The sequence below is a fragment of the Mycolicibacterium smegmatis genome (assembly GCF_001457595.1).
GTDB classification, from domain to species: domain Bacteria; phylum Actinomycetota; class Actinomycetes; order Mycobacteriales; family Mycobacteriaceae; genus Mycobacterium; species Mycobacterium smegmatis.
This window is the reverse complement of sequence record NZ_LN831039.1, coordinates 1609244-1629706: the sequence shown is the minus strand read 5'-3', so window position 1 is coordinate 1629706 and position 20463 is coordinate 1609244. Positions and strand designations below refer to the sequence as shown.

The following is a 20463-nucleotide window of genomic DNA, read 5'->3' as shown; positions in this document are numbered from 1 at the left end:
TCTCGCTCTCTCGCAGCTCGGGCTGACGGAGCCATGTCTATCAACGGGCACACCGACCAGGTGATGGTTAATATGACCGGAAAAATGCGCCGCGACGGGTCAAGTTGCACATGGTGCCTGTGACGAGGGGTCCGGTAATCGAATAACAGGCACCAGAGGGCGCACCAGGCACACAGCACGGGGGTTGACATGACGGCACCACCGATCGACAGCGGCCGGATGACGGTGCGCGGGCTTCTGGACGAGTCCCTCATGGCTGGTTCGCGGATCGTCGCGGGCGAAGACCTGCTCGACGAGGAACTCACCTGGGTGCTTCCACTCAACGAGGTTCTGTCACAACATGATCGGCTGGACGCGGTGGCGGTGTACGCGCGCCCCGAATCGTTGACGGGCCGCGCTTCGACGCTTTCGGCGCTCGCCGCCAGGGGCGCGACCACGCTGCTGGTCGACGGTGTCGCCCCACCGGACCTGGGCGGGCTGCCCGCCGGGCTGGTGGTCGTGGAACTCGGCATCCCGGTGGGTTTCGCGGCCCTCAACCGGCTGCTGGCCGAGCGCGCGCTCAGCCAGGAGGTGCACGTCATGCGCTACTCGACGCACGTGCACGCCACCCTGGCCGGCCTGTTCCACCGTGGCGCGGGCCTGCAGATTTTGGTGCGCGAGGTGTCCAACCTGGCGCGCAATCCCGCCGTGGCACTCGATGCCCGCGGTCATGTGGTGGCCCACCACGGCCTGCCCCCCGAAGCCGTGGCCGCCCTGGCCGATTCGGTGAGCCGGATGCTGGCCGCCGACCTCCCGGCGTCGGAGCGGCGCCACGACGGCCACGACACGCGCACGCAGCAGGTCACCGGTCCGGAGGACAGCAGATGGACGTGTGTGGCGAGCGCGATCCGGCTGGGCAAGTCGTTCGAGGGCTGGGTGGCCGTCCTGGTCCCGACGTTGGCTCCCGATCACGCCGACGGCCCGAGCAAGCACGATCTGGCGCGGCACGAGGTGCTCACCGAACAGGCCACCGCGATCATCGGGTCGGAGATGTTGCGGCAACGCAGCGTCGACGAGGCCGAGGAACGCGCGCGGGGTGATTTCGTCCAGGCCCTGGTGCACGGCAGCTTCTCCAGCGAGCACGACATGCGCGCCCGCGCCGAGCATCACGACATCGAACTCGACGCGCGGTTCGGTGTTTTCGTGGCGCCCGGTGTGCTGCCCAGGGTTTCCGACAGTCCTACGACGCCGATGGTGCGGCTGGCGCGGTACGCGGCCGGGGTGGCGGCGCACCCGTCGGTGCATGCCTACGTCACGGTGATCGGCGACGTGCTCGTCGTGGTCCGCACGTTGCGCGGCGAGGACGCTGCGGCCATGCGCAGCGAGATGGCCGAGTATGCCGAGGCCATGTCCGGCGAGCTGCAGCGGCGACGGGGCCTTCCCGCGCCCGTCGCCTACGGCCGCCCGGCGCTCGGCGCCGGGGAGGTCCGGGAGAGCTACCGGGAGGCCAGGGTTGCGCTCGGTATCGCGCGGCGCCTGCACCGCACGGGTGCGACGTCGTATCAACAGTTGCGGGGTTTCACGGTGCTGGCCCAGGTCGCCGAGACCGAGGACAGCCGCCAGCTGGTGCGAGACGTGTTGGGGCCGTTGCGTTCCTCACCCGATCTGCTGGAGACGCTGGAGGCGTACCTGTCCGAGGGCGGCAACATCAACGCCACCGCGCGCACGCTCAACGTGCACCGCAACACCATGCTCGCCAAGCTCGACCGGATCTCCCGCATGCTCGGCATGGATGTCCGCGATCCGGAGCACCAGTTCACGGTGTGGCTGGCCATCCGCCTCGATCTGCTCGACGAGGTGCACTCCGCGGTCGAACGCGAGGCGAGCTTTCGCTGATCAGGCCGGGTCGGGACCGAAGAACGTCCCGGCCAGCCCGAGGGCCACGATCACCGCGGACGCGATGAACACCCCGGGGAACGACGCGGGCCCCGAGAGTGCGACCGCGACCCACGCTGCACCGCAGGCCGATCCGGCAAACCGCACCAGGTTGAACAGCCCCAGTCCGGTCCCCTCCGCACCCGCGGGTGAGCGGGTGGCCCCGGTGGCCGCCGGCGTCTGCACCAGCGCGATCCCCACCCCGGCCGTCACCAGTGCAGCAATCAGCACCCCGAGCAGCAGGCGGTCCTGGGCAACCGTGACGGCCAGGGCGATCTGCACGGCCAGCAACACGACGAGCCCGACACGCAGCACGAGCCTGGGGCCCAGGCGGTCCTGACGGCGGCCGACCACCGGGCCCAGCACGGCCATCGCGACGGGCACCGTGAACAGCACCAGGCCGGCCGTCGATATCGAAACCGCATGCGCCACGAGGTACAGCGGCACGGCCAGCAGAGTGGCCCCGAGGCAGAACATCTGCGCAAACGCCGCGAGAGCACTTCTGGCAAAACGCGATTCGGTGACCAGGCGAACGTTGACGAACGGATTGGGCACGCGCGCACAGTGAAAGCAGAACCAGACCAGTGCGACGACACCGAGCGCGACCGATCCCGCCGCGGCCCAGCCGCTCACGTTCGGTTGCGGCACGATGGCCAATCCGAGCATCAGCAGCGCCGAACCGAACGTCAGCGCGGCCGCCCCGGCCAGGTCGAAGCGCATCCTCGCGCCGGGGAACTTCGGTACGTAGCGCAGCGTGCCGACAAAACCCGCGAGCGCGACAGGGACCAGGGGAACGAAGATCCAGCGCCATCCCCAGTGATCGGCCACCAGTCCGCCCAGGGTCGGGCCCACGGCCTGCCCGATACCGTTGACCGATGCCCACGCGCCCATGGCCCGGCCACGGCGCGCACCGGAGAACATCCACGCGAGCAGTCCCATCACGGCCGGAGCGAACGCAGCCGCAGCAACCCCACCCACCGACCGCCATGCGATCAGCAGCGGCAACGACGGTGCGGTCGCCGCGCCGACAGCACATACCGCCGTGGCGAGCAGCGCCGCGCAGTACACCCGCCTGCGCCCGAAGCGGTCGCCGAACCATCCGGCCAACGGTATGGTCGCGGCGAAACAGACCAGGAAGCCCACCACGACGAAAACGCCGTTTCCCAAAGAAGCATCGAACTCACCGATGATCGCGTCGAGTGGGACGTTCACGACGTTGTTGCTGACCGTGCCCACGAGCGTGCCCGCGAGCAGCGCCGCGAGCCCCAGCGGCGTACCGGTATCCGCGCCGGTGGGCGGCGCGGCGTCGGGAGTCGGCGTCTGGCGAACATCGGTCATGCTGTGCGTAACCATCCTGTTGGCTGACGAATCGGTGAGTGCGCGTGGATGTCTCTGCCCGCCACTCTCCCACCGCGAGGCCCGGTGTTGGCGGTTCCCGTCAAGTGAAGGTGCACAACGCATTACGCGGGGCTCGGGTCAAAGTGCACAAAAATCCCGGTCGTCGCGGTGTGCACGGCGACTCCCGGTCAAACGTAACAGCCTTTACAGGTCCGTAACGCCCCGCCATGCGATCGACAAGATCGGAACACAGTGCACAGGGCCTGACAGTTCCGGCTGTGCACTGTTGTCGTTGACCCAGGCCGTGACCGCGCCGAACATTCCAGCATCTGACTGCACAGCCCACCAGCAGTTCAACGAGAGGTCCCGCTTTGGACACCCCACTCACCGCGGCGCACTGGATATACCTCGCCGGAATCGTGGTCATCCTGCTCACGATGGCGGTCCGCAAGAACATCGTCGTGCCTGCGGTAACTGCAACGCTGCTCACTGCCTGGGCGTTCTCGGGCAGCCTGATCACCGGCCTGTCGGCGATATTCAACGCGAGCCTGACCGCGGCCAAGGAACTGTTCAACATCTTCCTGATCATCGCGATCGTCACGGCCATGCTGGGCGCGCTGCGCGAGATGGGCGCCGACCGCATGATGGTCACCCCGTTCCGCCGCGTCATGCGCGCCGGGACGAGCAGTTTCATCGTGCTCGCGATCGTCACCTACGTGATCTCGCTGTTCTTCTGGCCCACCCCTGCCGTCCCGCTCGTGGGCGCGGTGCTCATCCCGGTCGCGATCCGCGCGGGCCTCTCGCCGATGTCGGTGGGCATGGTCATCGCGATCGCCGGTCAGGGCATGGCCCTGTCGTCGGATTACATCATCAAGGTCGCACCCGGCATCTCCGCGAAAGCCGCTGGCGTCGACCCTGATTCGGTTGCCGACAAGGCCATGGTGCTGTCCCTCATCGTGGGGTTGACCGCGCTGGGGATCACCTACGTCATGCAGCGTCGCACGTGGCGCAACCCGTCACCGGAACTGCTTGTCGAATGGGAGAACGCGGCCGAGCGCCGAGGTGTCGGCGACGACGATGAGGATTCCCCGAGCGGCGGGCCGGCGGGCAGTCCGAGCGCCACGGCCGGCTCCAACGGACGCAAACCCGCTCCCGCCGGACCCACGGTCACCGACGGCCCCACCCGCTCTGACGGCGACACGGCCGTGGCCACCGTGAAGGCAGTGAAGGCCGCGGTGATCGTGGAGGCCATAGTGGACACCGGGGCCGAGACCGGTGAGCAGGAACCGAAGAAACTGTCGGCGAAGGTGTTCGCACTCCTGGTCCCGCTGGTGTACCTGGCGTTCATCGTCTATCTGCTGCTCGGCAAGTTCACCAATGTGGTGCCCCCGCTCCAGGGCGGCGACGCCGCGGCGATCGTGGGTGGCCTGGCCGCCATGCTGCTGTTCGCCGCCGCGGCCACCAACGACAAGCGCAACTTCCTGGAGACCTCGTCGCAACACGTCGTCGACGGTCTGGTGTTCGCGTTCAAGGCGATGGGCATCGTGCTGCCCATCGCAGGGTTCTTCTTCATCGGCAACGGTGACTTCTCGGCGGCCATCCTCGGCATGCCCGCCGACGCCACCGGTCCGGCGTTCCTGTTCGACCTGATCACCGCCGCCCAGTCGCATTTGTCGCCGAACCCCGTCGTCACGTCGTTCGCGGTGCTGTTCGTCGGACTCATCGCCGGCCTGGAGGGCTCGGGTTTCAGTGGCCTGCCGTTGACCGGGTCGCTGTCCGGGGCGCTGGGTCCGGTGGTGCACATGGATCCGTCGACGCTGGCCGCGATCGGTCAGATGGGCAACATCTGGTCGGGTGGCGGCACGCTCGTGGCGTGGTCGTCGCTGGTGGCCGTCGCCGGCTTCGCCCGGGTGCCGGTGCTCAGCCTGGCCCGCAAGTGTTTCCTGCCGGTGATGGCAGGGCTGGTCCTGTCGACCGTGGTCGCGATCATCATCTTCTGAATCTGATTGCGGCGGGAACTCTTTCAGGAGACGATGCAGCGGAACCCGATGTGGGTGGTCGAGCTGTCCTGCGACTGCGGTGAGCGTGCCGCCGGGCGGTATCGGTGGCAGTACTCCGGCGCGCACAGATGCGATCCACCCTTGAGCACCTGGTTGACGCCGGGGTCGCCACCGGACGGCGGCGGACAGCACGTGACGTGAGATTCGTCCCCCGGTCGGTGGTGCGCCGAGAACTTCGTCGCCGTCCACTCCCACACGTTGCCGATCATGTCGACCAGACCGAGGCGGTTCGGCGGGAACGTCCCGACTGGTGACGTCCCCTTCCAGCCGAGTGCACCGTCGTTGCGGTACGGGAACTTTCCCTGCCAGGTGTTGGCCATGAGTTGCCCGTCCGGACACACCTCGTCGCCCCAGGCGTAGAGGAACCCCACGCCGCCCTTCGGTCCGCCACGTGCGGCGTACTCCCACTCGGCCTCGGTGGGCAACCGGCGTCCGGCCCACGTCGCGTAGGCCACCGCATCGGGGTAGGCGACCTGGACCACCGGATGATCGGGCCGGCAGAATTCGCGGCGCGGCCCGAACGGGTGATGCCAGCACGCACCCGGCGCCCAGTCCCACCACTGCCGCCAGTCCCGCAGGTCCACCGGCCCGGACGTCGGCCGGAACACCAGGGAACCCGGCACCAGATCCGCTTCCGGCACACCGGGATACAGCTTCGGATCCAACGGCCGTTCGGCCACGGTGACATACCCGGTGGCCTCGACGAACTCGGCGAACTGCGCGTTGGTCACCGGATGACGTTCGATCGCGAAATCCCCGACCGTCGCGGTGTGCACCGGCGCTTCCTCGGGGTAGAAGCTTGTCGACCCCATCCGGAACGAGCCGCCGGGAACCTCGACAAGCTCCGTCAGCATGGCTTCAGGGTAGGCGGGACCGGGTTCATCGCTTCAGGTTCGTCAATCCCTGGCGAAGGCCGTGGCCCGCCTGGTGACGAGGTCCTCGTACGGCTCGCCGGACAGGTCCACCGTGACCTGGGCGATCTCACCGCCGGTGAACGGGAACGGCACGCGATAGCTGCGTGACACCCCCGAACCGGTGTTGCGTCCGACGGCGATGCCGCCGCCGGCGAGCGCGAAGATGGCCGGGTGCGTCTGCACGTCGGCCAGGTCGGCCACCGCGCCACCGTCGACGAACAACGTCGCGACACCCACCGGGGTGTGACTGTTCGGCACGGTTCCGGTGCGCTCGTACCGCACACCGAAGATGTGGTGGCCCAACGGAACCGGGTCCGGCGCGGACAGCACCTGCTCGCGTTCACCGAGGAAGTTGTAGACGTAATGCAGGTGGCCGTCGGCGATGAACAGCACGTGGCCGCCGTGTGCGCCACCGTGCTTGAAGATCACGCCCTGGGCCTCGGCGCTGTCGACGGTGACCTCGGCGAGCACCTTGAACGACTGCCCGCGCAGTTCGACGACCGCGCCCATGCCCACCTCGGCGGTGTGCGGGTAGTACGTGTAGCTGGTGCGCTCACCGGTCAGGTAGGGCCGCCACCGCGTGGTGGTCTCCAGGATGGACAGGTCACCGAGCGGCAGGCCGTTGTACTTGTCGGCCTCGCTGAACCACAACGCCTTGAGTTCCTCGAGCCTGTCGGGGTGCTCGGCGGCCAGATCGTGGCACTGGCTGCGATCGGCGTCGATGTGGAAGAGCTCCCAGCGGTCGTCGGCGAAATGACCCCAGCCCGAGGGGGTTGCCGCGTGCACGGTGTTGGCGAACCAGCCCTTGTGCCAGATGCCGCGTGTGCCCAGCATCGCGTAGAACTGGGTCTCCTTGCCCGTGGGTGCATCAGGATCAGCCAGTGCCGCTTTGAAACTCACGCCGTCGAGGGGTTTCTGCGGGACGCCGCGCACGGTCGCCGGTGGCGTGATGCCCAGCATGTCGTACACCGTCGGGGTGACGTCGCAGACGTTGACGTAGTTGTCGCGGACCTCACCGCGGGCGGCGATTCCCTTGGGCCAGGAGATGATCGCCGGATCGGCGATACCGCCCTCGTGAGAGGCGTAGCGCTTGAACAACTTGTAGGGCGTGTTGAACGCCATGGCCCACCCGATCGGGTAGTGGTTGTAGGTCTGCGGGCCACCGAGTTTGTCGATGAACTTCAGCCCTTCCTCGGCCGTGTCGATGTAACCGTTGAAGAACTTGGTCTCGTTGACCGAACCGTTGGGTCCGCCTTCGCCGCTGGCCCCGTTGTCGGAGATCACCACGATGATGGTGTTGTCGATCTGGCCGGATTCCTCCAGGTAGTCCAGTACCCGCCCGATCTGGGCGTCGGTGTAGGACAGGAACCCCGCGAACACCTCGGCCATGCGGCAGAACAGCGCCTTCTCGTCATCGGACAGGCTGTCCCACGGCCGCACGGTGTCCTGCGCGGGCCAAGGCTGACCGTCCGGTCCGGTGACCTCGGAGTAGGGGTTCACCGGCGACAGTTCGGTGTCGGGCGGCACCAGTCCCATCCGCTTCTGGTTCTCCAGGACGATCTCGCGGTAGCGCTCGTAGCCCATGTCGAAGCGGCCCTTGTAGCGGTCGGCCCATTCCTTGAACACGTGGTGCGGCGCGTGTCCCGCACCCGGGCACAGGTAGGTGAACCACGGCTTGTCGGACGCCACCACCTTTGCGTCGCGGATGAACTCGATGGTCTTGTCCGCCAGATCTTTTGACAGGTGGTAGCCCTCTTCGGGCGTCGCGGGCGGGTCGACGGGGTGGTTGTCGTAGGTCAGGTCGGGGTACCACTGATCCGTCTCGCCACCCATGAATCCGTAGAACCGTTCGAAGCCACGCGAGCACGGCCAGTGGCGTTTGGTGGACGCGAGATTGGACTCCTCCAGAGGCGTCAGGTGCCACTTGCCGATGCAGTAGGTGTTGTAGCCGTTCTCGGCGAGCACCTCGGGAAGCAGTGCGGTCTCGAACGGGATACGTCCGCTGCAGTTCGGGAACCCGTCGGTGAACTCCTCGATGGTCGCCATGCCGACCGTGGTGGGGTTGCGGCCGGTGAGCAGGGCGGCCCGCGTCGGAGAGCACAGCGCGGTGGTGTGGAACTGCGACAGACGCACGCCGTGTTCGGCGATGCGGCTCATCGCAGGCATCTCGACCAGACCGCCGAAGCAGTCCCAGGTGGCGATGCCGATGTCGTCCCACACGACATACAGCACGTTCGGCGCACCCTCGGCGGCGGTCGGCGCCGCGAACGGACCCCAGTCCGGCTCAGAATCCCTGATGTCCAGTTCGATCTTGCCGTTGAACTCCGCAGCCATCGCCCTCATCCTCGTCGAAGTGCCGTCTCCGCAAAGGAGATCCGCCCGGAGACTACACCGGCGAGGGCGTTGCTGCGGGGAAACTGACGACAGTGAAAGCCCATGTCGCGCGCATCGGCGGGGTGGCCAGCGGCGGTCGACACACACCGGTCACCTGTTTGCGAAGAACTTTCCGATCCGACCCATCCAGCACAGCGTCCACTCCGAATGCCCGATAGAGCACGGCGACCGCCGTCGGCGACACAAGGCAGTGGTCACGCGCAATCAGTACACGGTCGTGGCAGGCCTGGCGGCGGCGGTGCTCGGGCCGTCCACATGTTCGAGTGCCGCGACGCCGATGTCCAACAGTGTTCCTGTCGCCGCTGACCTGGTCGGACGGGCTGCGCGGGATATGCCGAGCAGGTGCCCACGGGCCCGGGATCGGATGCAGGCATGGCTCAGGACCCGGTCACGGTGGCGGCCGCAAACAACCCGCTTCTCACCACATTGACCTCGGCGTTGTCAGGCAAGCTGAATCCGCAGGTGAACCTCGTCGAGACGCTCGACAGCGGTGAGTTCACGGTGTTCGCGCCCACCGACGACGCGTTTGCCAAGATCGACCCGGCCACCATCGAGTCGCTCAAGACCGACTCCGCCACGTTGACGAAAATCCTTACCTACCACGTGGTTCCGGTCCAGGCCGCACCAACTGACGTGATCGGTGACCAACCAGACCGTCGCGGGCGCCACGGTGCAGGTGACCGGATCGGGTGAGGATCTCAAGGTCAACGACGCATGCGTGGTGTGCGGTGGTGTGCGCACGGCCAACGTCACGGTGTATCTCGTCGACACGGTCCTGATGCCCCCGGCATAGCGCCAACCGCCGATTTCTGCACCAGGGTTGTGCTCACCCGATGATCCACGACCCTGGTGCAGAAATCGCGGCGCGCTGTGTGCTCGGGCACACCGGTACCCGACAATTTGGCGCGCAACCCTCCCCCAGGGGTAGAGTTCGATGCGCTGCCGAACGCACGGTGCCGGCGAGCATCGTCGCTCATTGATACGGCCAATTCTTCGTTGCGGCAATACCTTTCGTACGAACGGAGTTTTGGTGACCTCTGCAACGATCACGCCGCGCGAAGAACAGTCGGTATGGGCCGCGCTGCGCTCGCCGCGCCGGCTCCGCACCGAGGTGCTGGCCGGCCTGGTGGTGGCCTTGGCTCTGATCCCCGAAGCGATCTCGTTCTCGATCATCGCGGGTGTCGATCCACGGGTGGGTCTGTTCGCGTCGTTCACCATGGCGGTCACCATCGCGATCGTCGGTGGGCGGCCCGCCATGATCTCCGCGGCGACAGGCGCCGTGGCCCTCGTGGTGGCCCCGCTGGTGCGCAGCCACGGACTCGATTACCTCATCGCGACGGTCATCCTGGCCGGTGTGCTGCAACTCGTGCTCGGCGGACTCGGCGTCGCACGCCTCATGCGGTTCGTCCCACGCAGCGTCATGGTCGGGTTCGTCAACGCACTGGCGATCCTCATCTTCCTGGCGCAGATCCCGCATCTGTTGGGAGTGCCGTGGCTGGTGTACCCGATGGTCGCGGTGGCCCTGGTGATCATCGTGGCGCTGCCCAAACTCACCGCAGCCGTGCCGGGCCCGCTGGTCGCGATCGTCCTGCTCACCGCCGCCACCATCGGATTCGGCTGGTCGGTTCCCGACGTCGCCGATGAGGGCAAGCTGCCGTCGAGCCTGCCGTCGCTGCTGATCCCGAACGTCCCGCTCAACCTGGACACCCTCAAGATCATCGCGCCGTACGCGCTGACGATGGCCGTCGTCGGCCTGCTGGAATCGCTGATGACCGCCAAGCTCGTCGACGACATCACCGACACCCACTCGAACAAGTCGCGTGAGGCGCTCGGTCAGGGCGCGGCGAACATCGTCACCGGATTCTTCGGCGGCATGGGCGGCTGCGCGATGATCGGCCAGACCATGATCAACGTCAAGGCATGTGGGGCGCGCACCCGCATCTCGACGTTCTTGGCGGGCACGTTTCTGCTCGGCCTCGTGGTGGGCCTGGGCGACATCGTCGGCCGGATTCCCATGGCGGCACTGGTGGCCGTGATGGTGATGGTGTCGGTGGGCACCTTCGACTGGCACAGCATCAATCCGAAGACGTTGCGGCGCATGCCCAAGAGCGAGACCACCGTCATGCTCGCGACCGTCGCGGTCACCGTCGCTACCGGCAACCTCGCCTACGGCGTGGCCGTGGGCACCCTGACGGCCATGGTGCTGTTCGCGCGCCGGGTCGCCCACCTGACCGAGGTGACGACTGTGGGTCAGCCAGACCCCGACACCCGTGTGTACGCCGTGCGCGGCGAGTTGTTCTTCGCGTCGAGCAATGATCTGGTCTACCAGTTCGACTACGTCGGCGATCCGGACAACATCGTCATCGACATGAGCCAGGCACACATCTGGGACGCCTCGACCGTGGCGACACTCGACGCCATCACCACCAAGTACGCCGCGAAAGGCAAGACGGTGCGCATCATCGGCATGAACGACAACAGCGCGCAGCGCCATGCCCGGCTCAGCGGTCAGCTCACCGGCGCACACTGATGACCGTCCCCGGCACCGATCAGGATCTCCTGCAGATCGGCGAGGTCGCCGCGCGAACCGAGCTGTCCGTCAAGACGATCCGTCACTACGACGAGGTGGGTCTGGTGGTGCCCTCGGCGCGTTCGGCCGGCGGCTTCCGCCTGTACACCACCGACGACGTCCGGCGCCTCATGGCGATCCGGCGCATGAAACCGCTGGGTTTCACACTCGACGAGATGGGCCGGTTGCTCGACGCCCTTGCCGTCCTCGACAAACCGGCCGCCACCGCGACCGAACGTGCCACGGCCGCCGAGGTGGTCTCCGACTGCCATACCCGCGCGCAGGAAGCCTGTGACCGTCTCACGCGTCACCTCGCGTATGCGCGTGAGCTCACCGAACAGCTCGCGAAGGTGCGCGGCTAGCTTCGAAGGGCGAGATGCTCAGCGCCGTAACAGTTTCGGGATCAGCACGCGCGTGTCGGGAACGAACAGCCAATCCGGGTCGGCGAGCCGCTGCGCGAGCTCGCCGTCGGTCCACCACCACCCGTCGACGATCTCCTCAGCCTGGTGCCGGATCGGCCCGTCGTAGCTGACACCGAACGCGAACAGGTGACACCGCATGGGGCGTCCCGCCCATTCACCGTCCCACGACGCCGACGCCAGCGGCGTCGGGATCAGCCCGGTGATGCCCAGTTCTTCGTGCAGTTCTCGCGTGGCGGCCTGCAGCGGTGCCTCCCCCGGGTCGAGCACTCCCCCGGCCAGGCAGTCGTGCATGCCGGCAAACACGGCCTTGGTGTCCGAGCGACGGTGCACGTAGATCCGGTTGCCGTCGGTCGAACGCACCAGCACACCGGCGCTCGCGTGCCACAGCCCTTCGGCGTACACACGCGAACGTGGCGCTGCGCCAACCACATCGCCGTCGGCGTCGTACACGGCCACAGTCTCTTCCCGGGTTTCGTCCATCCCCACCTCCTGCGCGAACGCCGCAAAACACACAGACCCCCGACACCGCCGGAGCGGGTGGGGGTCTGCGTATGTGTTTGTCGCTGATCGGACCGGAGTCGGCCTACTTGGCCTTCTCCAGGATCTCGACCAGGCGCCACCGCTTGGTGGCCGACAGCGGACGGGTCTCCATCAGCGAGACGCGGTCGCCGATACCGGCTTCACCGTTCTCGTCGTGGGCCTTGACCTTCTTGGTGGTCCGGATGATCTTGCCGTAGAGCGGGTGGCTCTTACGATCTTCCAGCTCGACCACGATGGTCTTCTGCATCTTGTCGCTGACGACGTAGCCGATGGCGGTCTTACGACGGCCGCGCGGCTTCTCGGCAGCCGGGGTGTACTTAGGGCCTTTTTGATCTGCCATTACGATTCCTCACCAGCAGGCCCGGATGCCAGGCCCAATTCACGTTCACGCAGCACGGTGTAGACCCGTGCAATCTCCTGGCGCACGGTACGCAGCCGACGGTTGTTCGACAGCTGACCGGTGGCCATCTGGAAGCGCAGGTTGAACAGCTCTTCCTTCGACTCGCGCAGCTTGTCCTTCAACTCGTCGTCGGTCAGTTCGCGCAGTTCACCAGGCGTAGTTCCCACTGCCATCAGAACTGCTCCTCTCGGGTCACGATGCGTGCCTTGATCGGCAACTTGTGGATCGCGCGGGTCAGTGCGTCCCGGGCGGTCTTCTCATCGGGGTAGCTCAGCTCGAACAGCACGCGTCCGGGCTTGACGTTGGCGACCCACCACTCCGGCGAACCCTTACCGGAGCCCATACGGGTCTCGGCGGGCTTCTTGGTGAGCGGGCGGTCCGGGAAGATGTTGATCCACACCTTGCCGCCACGCTTGATGTGCCGGTTGATGGCGATACGAGCGGACTCGATCTGCCGGTTGGTGATGTAGGCGTGCTCCAGTGCCTGGATGCCGTAGTCACCGAAGCTCACCGACGTGCCGCCGCTGGCGATGCCACGCTGCTCGGGGTGATGCTGCTTGCGGTGCTTGACCTTGCGGGGAATCAGCATGTTTAGCTCTCCGTGCTCTCGGCGGGCGCCTCGGCAGCAGCTGCGGTACCCGCGGCCGGTGCATCTGACGTGGCTGCACGGCCGGCCTCGGTGCTCGTCGCCGTGGTACCCGCGGAACCGCTACGACGCGGCCGGGTGCCCGACGGACGCTCACGACGCGGCCGGTCGGAAGCCGGTGCGGCAGCGGCCAGCTCACGCTTGCCACCGACGATGTCGCCCTTGTAGATCCACACCTTCACGCCGATCCGGCCGAAGGTCGTCTTGGCCTCGTACAGGCCGTAATCGATGTCGGCCCGCAGCGTGTGCAGCGGAACCCGGCCCTCGCGGTAGAACTCCGAGCGGCTCATCTCGGCGCCACCGAGGCGGCCCGAGCACTGCACACGGATGCCCTTCACGTTGGGCTGACGCATGGCCGACTGGATGGCCTTACGCATGGCGCGACGGAACGCGACACGGTTCGACAGCTGCTCGGCGACACCCTGGGCGACCAGCTGAGCCTGCGACTCAGGGTTCTTCACCTCGAGGATGTTGAGCTGAACCTGCTTGCCGGTCAGCTTCTCCAGGTCGGCGCGGATGCGGTCGGCCTCGGTGCCACGGCGACCGATGACGATGCCCGGACGCGCGGTGTGGATATCAACTCGAACTCTGTCGCGAGTCCTTTCGATCTCCACATCGGCGATGCCGGCCCGCTCCAGACCGGTGGCCAGCAGCTTGCGGATCGCGACGTCTTCCTTGACGTAATCCTTGTACTGCTTGTCGGCGTACCAACGGGACTTCCACTCGGTCGTGATGCCGAGGCGGAAACCGTGGGGATTGATCTTCTGGCCCACTACTCCGAGCCCTCCTTCGTCTCGGCAGACTTCTTCGTCGCAGCAGCCTTGCTGCCCTGCGCACGACGGCTACGCGCCGAGGCGGCGGAGGCGCCCTTCTGCTTGGGCGGACGGCTCTCCACGATCACGGTGATGTGGCTGGTGCGCTTGCGGATCCGGAAGGCACGGCCCTGGGCACGCGGACGGATGCGCTTGGCGGTCGGGCCCTCGTCGGCGTAGACGGTGGCGACCACCAGGGTGGACGGGTCCAGCCCCTCGTTGTTCTGCGCGTTGGCGGCAGCGCTCGCGATCACCTTGGCGACCGGTTCGCTGGCGGCCTGCGGCGCCCACCGCAGGATGTCGAGGGCTTCCTCGACGCTCTTGCCGCGGACCAGGTCGATGACGCGGCGGGCCTTGGTGGCCGAGACACGCACGTAGCGTGCCTTCGCCGTCGCGGATGGAAATTCAGTGACAGTGCTCATCGACGCTTGCTCTTCCGGTCGTCCTTGATGTGACCCTTGAACGTGCGCGTCGGGGCGAACTCGCCGAGCTTGTGCCCGACCATCGCCTCGGTGACGAACACCGGGACGTGCTTGCGGCCGTCGTGCACCGCGAAGGTGTGTCCGATGAAGTCCGGGATGATGGTCGACCGACGCGACCAGGTCTTGATGACCTGCTTGGTGTTCTTCTCGTTCTGAACGTCGACCTTCTTCAGGAGATGGTCGTCGACGAACGGACCTTTCTTGAGACTACGAGGCATCGCTGCTACTCCTTCCGCGGCCTAGCGCTTCTTGCCGGTGCGCCGGCGACGGACGATGAGCTTGTCGCTCGGCTTGTTGGGCTTGCGGGTGCGGCCCTCGGGCTTGCCCCACGGGCTCACCGGGTGACGACCACCGGAGGTCTTACCCTCACCACCGCCGTGCGGGTGGTCGACCGGGTTCATCACGACACCACGAACGGTGGGGCGCTTGCCCTTCCACCGCATGCGGCCGGCCTTGCCCCAGTTGATGTTCGACTGCTCGGCGTTGCCGACCTCGCCGACGGTGGCGCGGCAGCGCACGTCGACGCGACGGATCTCACCCGAGGGCATACGCAGCGCGGCGTAGGTGCCCTCCTTACCCAGCAGCTGGATGCTGACACCGGCCGAGCGGGCCAGCTTCGCACCGCCACCGGGCCGCAGTTCCACAGCGTGGATGACGGTACCGGCGGGGATGTTGCGCAGCGGCAGGTTGTTGCCGGGCTTGATGTCGGCGTTGGCGCCCGACTCGATCACGTCGCCCTGCTTGAGGCCCTGCGGCGCGATGATGTAGCGCTTCTCGCCGTCCAGGTAGTGCAGCAGCGCGATGTTCGCGGTGCGGTTCGGGTCGTACTCGATGTGCGCGACCTTGGCGTTGACGCCGTCCTTGTCGTGGCGACGGAAGTCGATCACGCGGTAGGCGCGCTTGTGGCCACCACCCTTGTGGCGAGTGGTGATGCGGCCGTGGGCGTTACGACCACCCTTGCCGTGCAGCGGGCGAACCAGCGACTTCTCCGGAGTCGAGCGAGTGATCTCGGCGAAATCGGAGACGCTGGCACCGCGACGACCCGGAGTCGTCGGCTTGTACTTGCGAATTCCCATGTTTCTCTAGGTCTCTCTGCCGGACTAGGCCGGCGCTCCGAACAGGTCGATGGGCTTGCTGCCTGCGGCCAGCTTCACGATGGCGCGCTTGGTGCTCTTGCGCTTACCGAAACCGGTGCGCGTGCGCTTGCGCTTGCCCTGACGGTTGGCGGTGTTCACCGAATCGACCTTGACGTCGAAGATCTTCTCGATCGCGATCTTGATCTGCGTCTTGTTCGAATCCGGGTGCACCACGAACGTGTACACGTTGTCCTCGATCAGCCCGTACGACTTCTCCGAGATGACCGGGGCCAGGATGATGTCGCGGGGGTCTGTAATTGTTGCCATCAGACCGACGCTCCTTCTTTGCTGTTCGCGCTGATGTAGGCGTTCAGCGCCTCGACCGAGAACACCACGTCGTCGGCGTTGAGCACGTCGTAGGTGTTCAGCTGATCGGGCGAGATCACATGCACGCCAGGCAAATTGCGCACGCTCTTGGCGCCGACCTCATCGGTGCGACCGATGACGACGAGCACCTTCTTGTTTTCCGTCAGCGTCCCCAGGAACGTCTTGGCGCTCTTGGTCGACGGGGTCTGACCCTCGACGAGTTCGGTGACCGCGTGGATCCGGTCGTTGCGGGCCCGGTCGCTCAGCGCACCGCGCAGGGCGGCGGCGATCATCTTCTTCGGGGTCCGCTGGCTGTAGTCGCGCGGCTTGGGGCCGTGGACGGTGCCACCGCCGGTGAACTGCGGTGCACGGGTCGAACCCTGACGCGCACGGCCGGTGCCCTTCTGGCGGTACGGCTTCTTGCCGCCGCCGGAGACCTCGCCGCGGGTCTTGGTCGAGTGCGTGCCCTGACGCTTCGCGGCCAACTGCGCGGTGACCACCTGGTGCATCAGCGCGATGTTGGGCTCGACGTCGAACAGCTCGGCAGGCAGCTCGACAGAACCGTCCGTCTTGCCGGCCGGCGTCTTCACGTCAACTTTGAGTGTCATTACTTCTCGCCTCGCTTGATTGCGCTGCGGACAACCACCAGACCACCGTTGCGTCCGGGGATGGCGCCCTTGATCAACAGCACGCCGTTCTCGGCGTCGACCTTGTGCACCTTCAGGTTCTGGGTCGTCACGCGGTCGTTGCCCATGCGGCCCGACATGCGGGTGCCCTTGAACACGCGGCCGGGGGTGGCGCAGCCACCGATGGAGCCGGGACGGCGGTGCACGGCCTGGGCACCGTGCGCGGCGCCCTGGCCACGGAAGCCGTGGCGCTTCATGGTGCCGGCGAAGCCCTTGCCCTTGCTGGTGCCGGTCACGTCGACGTAGGCACCGTCGCTGAAGATCTCAGCGGTCAGTTCCTGGCCGACCTCGTACTCGGCGACAGCGGCCTCGTCGTCGAGACGCAGCTCGGCGACGTGGCGGCGCGGGTTCACACCCGCGGCGGCGAACTGGCCCGCGACGGGCTTGATCACCTTGCGGGGGCTGATCTCGCCGTAGGCGAGCTGCACGGCGCTGTAGCCGTCACGCTCGGTGGTACGGATACGGGTCACCACGTTCGGACCGGCCTTGACGACGGTCACCGGGACGACTTTGTTGTTCTCGTCGAACACCTGCGTCATGCCCAGCTTGGTGCCCAAAATGCCTTTTCTAGCCATTTGTTCTGGGTCTCCTACTGGATGTTGACGTCGACGCTTGCCGGCAGATCGATGCGCATGAGAGCGTCAACGGTCTTGGGCGTCGGGTCGAGAATGTCGATCAACCGCTTGTGCGTGCGCATCTCGAAGTGCTCCCGCGAGTCCTTGTACTTGTGCGGAGACCGAATGACGCAGTACACGTTCTTCTCGGTCGGCAGCGGCACAGGGCCCACCACACTGGCGCCGGTACGGGTGACCGTTTCGACGATCTTGCGCGCAGAGGCATCAATGGCCTCATGGTCGTAGGCCTTGAGCCTGATGCGGATCTTCTGTCCCGCCACGCTTCTCCTACCTCGCTCCTACTTCGTACATCGGCCGGCCTTATCAGGCGCAGTGAGAACTCACTGCCACCCGTCGGGCCTGGTGCCCGGCACACATACGCGCCGAGGCTTGCCGCCGCTGTTTACCTGTCTGTGGTTCACCGGTCCCCGCGGTCGGGCGTGTCGCCCTCTCACTTTTCCGATCGGGCCGAAAATTCGTCACGATCGAAGGTGGACCGGATGCGTCCGTGGGGACGCGGGTCGGATGCCCGGCCAGGTGCGTACCCGGCGCAAGGCAACCCGAACAGTATGCCTTAGATCCGCGCGTGCTCCAAATCCCCCCGATATGCCCCGACCGGGGCCGAGCGTGGGCCTTGTGCACGCAAAATCCCCATCGAGCGTACACAGCCCCCACGCTCGACGAAGATTTCCGTCCGTGACACTTTCCACCAGCACTTACCGCGCCTGGCAGCGGTTGGCGGGCATACCGCTGGGGACGCGCCTGTTCTCCGCGGCGGCCGTGGCGCGCGTGCCCTATTTCGCGTCGATCGTGCCGCACGTGGTCCACATGGAACCAGGCCGTGCCGAGGTCACGGTGCCCAAGTGGTTCCTCGTCCACAACCACCTGCACACCGTGCACGCGATCGCGTCGTGCAATGCGGCCGAGATGGCGATGGGCATGCTCATGGAGGCGACCGTGCCGAGCACCCACCGCTGGATCCCCAAGGGCATGACGGTCTCCTATCTGGCGAAGGCCACGACGTCGTTGCGTGCGACGGCCCGCCTCACCCCGCCTGACTTCACCTCGATCACCGAAGGCGCCGACGTCGTCGTACCGGTCAGCGTCACCGACCGCCGTGGGGTCGAGGTGGTGCACGCCGACATCACGACGTGGGTGACCCCGGCTACACCAGATACGTTCCGTGCCCCTCGCGCACCAGGTGGCCGTCGAAGATCAGCACCTCGTTGACCAGGCCACCGCGCTGGTTGCGGTACTGGATCACCAGCGTGTTCACGCCGCGGTAGACGTCGACGACCTCGAAATGCAGGTCGGGCATGCCGGCCAGGGCCGTGGTCCAGTACGACCTCAGCGCGTCCTTGCCGCGTACCACGCCACCGCTGTCGGGCAGCACGCGCGTGGCCACCGGTGAGCTGAACAGCACGTCGTCGTGAAAGTGCGCGAGGACGGCCTCGACGTCGTGGGCGTTCCACGCCGCGACCCACGCTTCGGCGAACCGCTGCGGATCCGGCGTCCCGATCGGCGCCGTCACGTCACTTCTCCTTCAGCCCCACCCAGAACGGGCATTGATGTTCCTCTCCGAAATCGCTTGCCATCCGGCTGCCGTCGGGCCGCAATGACATCCACTGTCGACCAGACGATTCAGAGGCCGAGTAGGCCGGCCACTCGGGTTGGTCCTCGGCCGCTGGATCGCCGGTGCGCACGAACTGGCTCCAGTATCCAATCATCTGATCTGCCAACGCCTGTTGTCGGGGGTTGAGCGGCGGGGCGCCGCCGACGTCGAAGAGATACCGCAGTTCCAGGGAGTGGCTCGCGCCGACCGGGAACGGCAGGGTCCGCATGACCTCGGGCGCGGGCGCGTCGCGGTCGGCGAACTCGTAGGCGTACACCGTGCCGGGTAGCTCATCGGCCATCTGCTCGGCGACGCACGAGAATGCGCTGTCGGTGACTGCGGCCGAATATGCTTGCGCCGCACCGCCGTAGCGCTCCAGTGGATAGTGGGCGCCGACCGCGTCGGCGTCGGCGCCGAACGTCTGCCGCAGCAGTTCGGGGTATTCCTCGGGTGTGAACCGCTGGTCCTGGCGCAGGTAGCGCAACGCGACGAACAGCGTGAACTCGTCGCGGGTGGTGCCGATCAGCACCGGCACATCGGGCGCTTCACCGAGCGACCCCAGCGGCGCGCGTGGCAGCATCGCGGTCCCGGTGACCGGTGTCGTCATCTGGTCGCTGCCGATGTTGAAGTACCACACCGGTTTTCGCAGTCGATCCACAGGAAGCGCGCGCAGGCAGTCGCCCGCGCTCGCCGGGTCGGGACAGCCGGCCTCGGCCGCGTAGGCGACGCTGCGCTGCTCGGCGGTGGGCAGATCGGCCTGAACCTGACACGGCGCACTCATCAGGACCACCGCGTCGAACAACCCCGCCGATCCCGGCGCGACCAGGTGGTCGCACACCGATGTCCCGCCCGCCGACTCGCCCGCGAGCGTGACCCGCTGCGGGTCGCCGCCGAACGCGGCGATGTTGTCGCGCACCCACCGCAGCGCCGCCTGCTGGTCGGCGATGCCGTAGTTGCCGACCTCGCCAGCCGGCCCGAGCGCCGGGTGGGCAAGGAACCCGAGGGTGCCGAGCCGGTAGTTGACGGTGACGACGACGATGTCACCGCGCGCCGCGAGCCGGGAGGCGTCGTAGACGTCGCTGCTGCCGTTGACGAATCCACCGCCGTGGATCCACACCATGACCGGTCGCAGGTCCTTGCCCACCGGAGGGGTCCACACATTGAGCGTCAGGCAGTCTTCGCCGGAGTTGTCGCCGTGCTCCAGATCGGCGTCGGGGTCCTGGACACAACGCGGCCCCGGCCGGGTCGCGTCGCGTTCGCCGGGCCAGCTCGCGGCGGGTTCGGGCGCGGCGAAGCGCAGCGACCCGACCGGGGGCGCCGCGTATGGGATGCCCGCGAACAGCCGATGCCCCTCGGCGACCAGGCCGCGGACGGTTCCCGATGCCGTGTGCACGACGACCGGGTCGGTCGCCACCGGCGCCTCGGCGGCGCGGCACCCGACCACGGCTGCGTTCAGCACGATGACAAGCCCGAACAGCAGCGCGCTCACCTGCCGGGCCCGCCGCATGCGCTGAGCCTACTGGGCCGGGGCACGGCTCACGGGTGATCGCGTGACGGCGCGGCCGGAGCTTGCTTACGCATATGTAAGCCCGATCACATACAGTGTTCTTGACACCCG

22 protein-coding genes and 1 pseudogene are annotated in these 20463 nt (G+C 67.0%); 6 read left to right on the top strand and 17 right to left on the bottom strand.

All coding sequences use genetic code 11. From position 1 onward, the window contains the following. Window positions 1-189: 189 nt before the first annotated feature. Complete coding sequence (locus AT701_RS07555) at window positions 190-1875, top strand: helix-turn-helix domain-containing protein (RefSeq protein WP_003892843.1); 1686 nt, start codon at window positions 190-192, stop codon at window positions 1873-1875. Here the strand turns inward: AT701_RS07555 and AT701_RS07550 are convergent, their stop codons facing one another. After that, window positions 1876-3252 carry an MFS transporter gene (locus tag AT701_RS07550; protein WP_058125568.1) on the bottom strand — a complete coding sequence of 459 codons (1377 nt, stop codon included), beginning with the start codon at window positions 3250-3252 and terminating at the stop codon, window positions 1876-1878. 371 nt (window positions 3253-3623) lie between these two features. On the opposite strand from AT701_RS07550, the gene AT701_RS07545 reads away from it, so the two are divergent. Beyond that, the gene (locus tag AT701_RS07545; RefSeq protein WP_011727679.1) at window positions 3624-5252 is read left to right on the top strand and encodes a membrane protein; all 1629 of its coding nucleotides are present in this window, start codon (window positions 3624-3626) and stop codon (window positions 5250-5252) included. 23 nt (window positions 5253-5275) lie between these two features. On the opposite strand, the gene AT701_RS07540 is transcribed toward AT701_RS07545, so the two are convergent. Both AT701_RS07540 and AT701_RS07535 read right to left on the bottom strand, forming a co-directional pair. Beyond that, window positions 5276-6166 carry a formylglycine-generating enzyme family protein gene (locus AT701_RS07540; RefSeq protein ID WP_058125567.1) on the bottom strand — a complete coding sequence of 297 codons (891 nt, stop codon included), beginning with the start codon at window positions 6164-6166 and terminating at the stop codon, window positions 5276-5278. Between the two features lie 42 nt (window positions 6167-6208). Further along, window positions 6209-8560 (bottom strand): sulfatase-like hydrolase/transferase, encoded by a 2352-nt coding sequence (locus AT701_RS07535; RefSeq protein WP_011727677.1) that lies wholly within the window; start codon window positions 8558-8560, stop codon window positions 6209-6211. 298 nt (window positions 8561-8858) lie between these two features. Between AT701_RS07535 and AT701_RS34100 the strand changes: the two are divergent. From AT701_RS34100 to AT701_RS07515, 3 genes and pseudogenes are all read left to right on the top strand, one after another. Then, window positions 8859-9413: pseudogene (locus tag AT701_RS34100) on the top strand (fasciclin domain-containing protein). 237 nt (window positions 9414-9650) lie between these two features. Continuing rightward, entirely contained in the window at window positions 9651-11150 is a 1500-nt protein-coding gene (locus AT701_RS07520) for a SulP family inorganic anion transporter (RefSeq protein ID WP_058125565.1), read from the top strand. Continuing rightward, the gene (locus AT701_RS07515; protein WP_058125564.1) at window positions 11150-11551 is read left to right on the top strand and encodes a MerR family transcriptional regulator; all 402 of its coding nucleotides are present in this window, start codon (window positions 11150-11152) and stop codon (window positions 11549-11551) included. The genes AT701_RS07520 and AT701_RS07515 overlap by 1 nt, the downstream gene beginning before the upstream one ends. A gap of 18 nt (window positions 11552-11569) precedes the next feature. On the opposite strand, the gene AT701_RS07510 is transcribed toward AT701_RS07515, so the two are convergent. From AT701_RS07510 to rpsJ, 12 genes are all read right to left on the bottom strand, one after another. Continuing rightward, entirely contained in the window at window positions 11570-12091 is a 522-nt protein-coding gene (locus AT701_RS07510) for an NUDIX hydrolase (protein ID WP_003892833.1), read from the bottom strand. 103 nt (window positions 12092-12194) lie between these two features. Further along, window positions 12195-12491 (bottom strand): 30S ribosomal protein S17, encoded by a 297-nt coding sequence (rpsQ, locus tag AT701_RS07505; protein WP_011727674.1) that lies wholly within the window; start codon window positions 12489-12491, stop codon window positions 12195-12197. Next, complete coding sequence (gene rpmC, locus AT701_RS07500; RefSeq protein WP_003892831.1) at window positions 12491-12724, bottom strand: 50S ribosomal protein L29; 234 nt, start codon at window positions 12722-12724, stop codon at window positions 12491-12493. The genes rpsQ and rpmC overlap by 1 nt, the downstream gene beginning before the upstream one ends. Continuing rightward, window positions 12724-13140, bottom strand: coding sequence for a 50S ribosomal protein L16 (gene rplP / locus AT701_RS07495; RefSeq protein WP_003892830.1), 417 nt, complete (start codon window positions 13138-13140; stop codon window positions 12724-12726). Before rplP ends, rpmC begins: the two co-directional genes overlap by 1 nt. A gap of 2 nt (window positions 13141-13142) precedes the next feature. Beyond that, window positions 13143-13970, bottom strand: coding sequence for a 30S ribosomal protein S3 (rpsC, locus tag AT701_RS07490; protein WP_003892829.1), 828 nt, complete (start codon window positions 13968-13970; stop codon window positions 13143-13145). Then, on the bottom strand, window positions 13970-14431 hold the full coding sequence (rplV, locus tag AT701_RS07485) for a 50S ribosomal protein L22 (protein ID WP_011727673.1): 462 nt from the start codon (window positions 14429-14431) through the stop codon (window positions 13970-13972). The genes rpsC and rplV overlap by 1 nt, the downstream gene beginning before the upstream one ends. After that, window positions 14428-14709 carry a 30S ribosomal protein S19 gene (gene rpsS / locus AT701_RS07480; RefSeq protein ID WP_003892827.1) on the bottom strand — a complete coding sequence of 94 codons (282 nt, stop codon included), beginning with the start codon at window positions 14707-14709 and terminating at the stop codon, window positions 14428-14430. The genes rplV and rpsS overlap by 4 nt, the downstream gene beginning before the upstream one ends. Before the next feature lie 21 nt (window positions 14710-14730). Continuing rightward, window positions 14731-15567 (bottom strand): 50S ribosomal protein L2, encoded by an 837-nt coding sequence (gene rplB, locus AT701_RS07475; protein ID WP_011727672.1) that lies wholly within the window; start codon window positions 15565-15567, stop codon window positions 14731-14733. A 24-nt stretch (window positions 15568-15591) separates the two neighbouring features. Then, window positions 15592-15894, bottom strand: coding sequence for a 50S ribosomal protein L23 (rplW, locus tag AT701_RS07470; protein WP_003892825.1), 303 nt, complete (start codon window positions 15892-15894; stop codon window positions 15592-15594). Next, a complete protein-coding gene (gene rplD / locus AT701_RS07465) occupies window positions 15894-16541 on the bottom strand; it encodes a 50S ribosomal protein L4 (RefSeq protein WP_011727671.1) in 648 nt (215 codons plus the stop codon). Before rplD ends, rplW begins: the two co-directional genes overlap by 1 nt. Further along, window positions 16541-17194 carry a 50S ribosomal protein L3 gene (rplC, locus tag AT701_RS07460; protein ID WP_003892823.1) on the bottom strand — a complete coding sequence of 218 codons (654 nt, stop codon included), beginning with the start codon at window positions 17192-17194 and terminating at the stop codon, window positions 16541-16543. The genes rplD and rplC overlap by 1 nt, the downstream gene beginning before the upstream one ends. A 14-nt stretch (window positions 17195-17208) precedes the next feature. Continuing rightward, window positions 17209-17514, bottom strand: a complete 306-nt coding sequence (gene rpsJ, locus AT701_RS07455; protein ID WP_003883485.1) for a 30S ribosomal protein S10 — start codon at window positions 17512-17514, stop codon at window positions 17209-17211. 415 nt (window positions 17515-17929) lie between these two features. Here rpsJ and AT701_RS34095 point away from each other — a divergent pair, with 415 nt between their 5' ends. Continuing rightward, complete coding sequence (locus AT701_RS34095) at window positions 17930-18463, top strand: hotdog fold domain-containing protein (RefSeq protein ID WP_081319414.1); 534 nt, start codon at window positions 17930-17932, stop codon at window positions 18461-18463. Here AT701_RS34095 and AT701_RS07445 read toward each other — a convergent pair. After that, window positions 18399-18764 carry a nuclear transport factor 2 family protein gene (locus AT701_RS07445; RefSeq protein WP_058125563.1) on the bottom strand — a complete coding sequence of 122 codons (366 nt, stop codon included), beginning with the start codon at window positions 18762-18764 and terminating at the stop codon, window positions 18399-18401. The two genes, AT701_RS34095 and AT701_RS07445, sit on opposite strands and share 65 nt — an antisense overlap. A 1-nt stretch (window position 18765) precedes the next feature. Next, on the bottom strand, window positions 18766-20352 hold the full coding sequence (locus AT701_RS07440; protein WP_058125562.1) for a carboxylesterase/lipase family protein: 1587 nt from the start codon (window positions 20350-20352) through the stop codon (window positions 18766-18768). Window positions 20353-20463 lie beyond the last annotated feature (111 nt).

What these genes read in the sequence shown, in the direction of transcription:
- AT701_RS07555 (WP_003892843.1), top strand. Translation starts at nt 190, where the DNA reads ATGACGGCACCACCGATCGACAGCGGCCGGATGACGGTGCGCGGGCTT.
- AT701_RS07550 (WP_058125568.1), bottom strand. Translation starts at nt 3,252, where the DNA reads ATGACCGATGTTCGCCAGACGCCGACTCCCGACGCCGCGCCGCCCACC.
- AT701_RS07540 (WP_058125567.1), bottom strand. Translation starts at nt 6,166, where the DNA reads ATGCTGACGGAGCTTGTCGAGGTTCCCGGCGGCTCGTTCCGGATGGGG.
- AT701_RS07535 (WP_011727677.1), bottom strand. Translation starts at nt 8,560, where the DNA reads ATGGCTGCGGAGTTCAACGGCAAGATCGAACTGGACATCAGGGATTCT.
- AT701_RS07515 (WP_058125564.1), top strand. Translation starts at nt 11,150, where the DNA reads ATGACCGTCCCCGGCACCGATCAGGATCTCCTGCAGATCGGCGAGGTC.
- AT701_RS07510 (WP_003892833.1), bottom strand. Translation starts at nt 12,091, where the DNA reads ATGGACGAAACCCGGGAAGAGACTGTGGCCGTGTACGACGCCGACGGC.
- rpsQ (WP_011727674.1), bottom strand. Translation starts at nt 12,491, where the DNA reads ATGGCAGATCAAAAAGGCCCTAAGTACACCCCGGCTGCCGAGAAGCCG.
- rpmC (WP_003892831.1), bottom strand. Translation starts at nt 12,724, where the DNA reads ATGGCAGTGGGAACTACGCCTGGTGAACTGCGCGAACTGACCGACGAC.
- rplP (WP_003892830.1), bottom strand. Translation starts at nt 13,140, where the DNA reads ATGCTGATTCCCCGCAAGGTCAAGCACCGCAAGCAGCATCACCCCGAG.
- rplV (WP_011727673.1), bottom strand. Translation starts at nt 14,431, where the DNA reads ATGAGCACTGTCACTGAATTTCCATCCGCGACGGCGAAGGCACGCTAC.
- rpsS (WP_003892827.1), bottom strand. Translation starts at nt 14,709, where the DNA reads ATGCCTCGTAGTCTCAAGAAAGGTCCGTTCGTCGACGACCATCTCCTG.
- rplB (WP_011727672.1), bottom strand. Translation starts at nt 15,567, where the DNA reads ATGGGAATTCGCAAGTACAAGCCGACGACTCCGGGTCGTCGCGGTGCC.
- rplW (WP_003892825.1), bottom strand. Translation starts at nt 15,894, where the DNA reads ATGGCAACAATTACAGACCCCCGCGACATCATCCTGGCCCCGGTCATC.
- rplD (WP_011727671.1), bottom strand. Translation starts at nt 16,541, where the DNA reads ATGACACTCAAAGTTGACGTGAAGACGCCGGCCGGCAAGACGGACGGT.
- rplC (WP_003892823.1), bottom strand. Translation starts at nt 17,194, where the DNA reads ATGGCTAGAAAAGGCATTTTGGGCACCAAGCTGGGCATGACGCAGGTG.
- AT701_RS07440 (WP_058125562.1), bottom strand. Translation starts at nt 20,352, where the DNA reads ATGCGGCGGGCCCGGCAGGTGAGCGCGCTGCTGTTCGGGCTTGTCATC.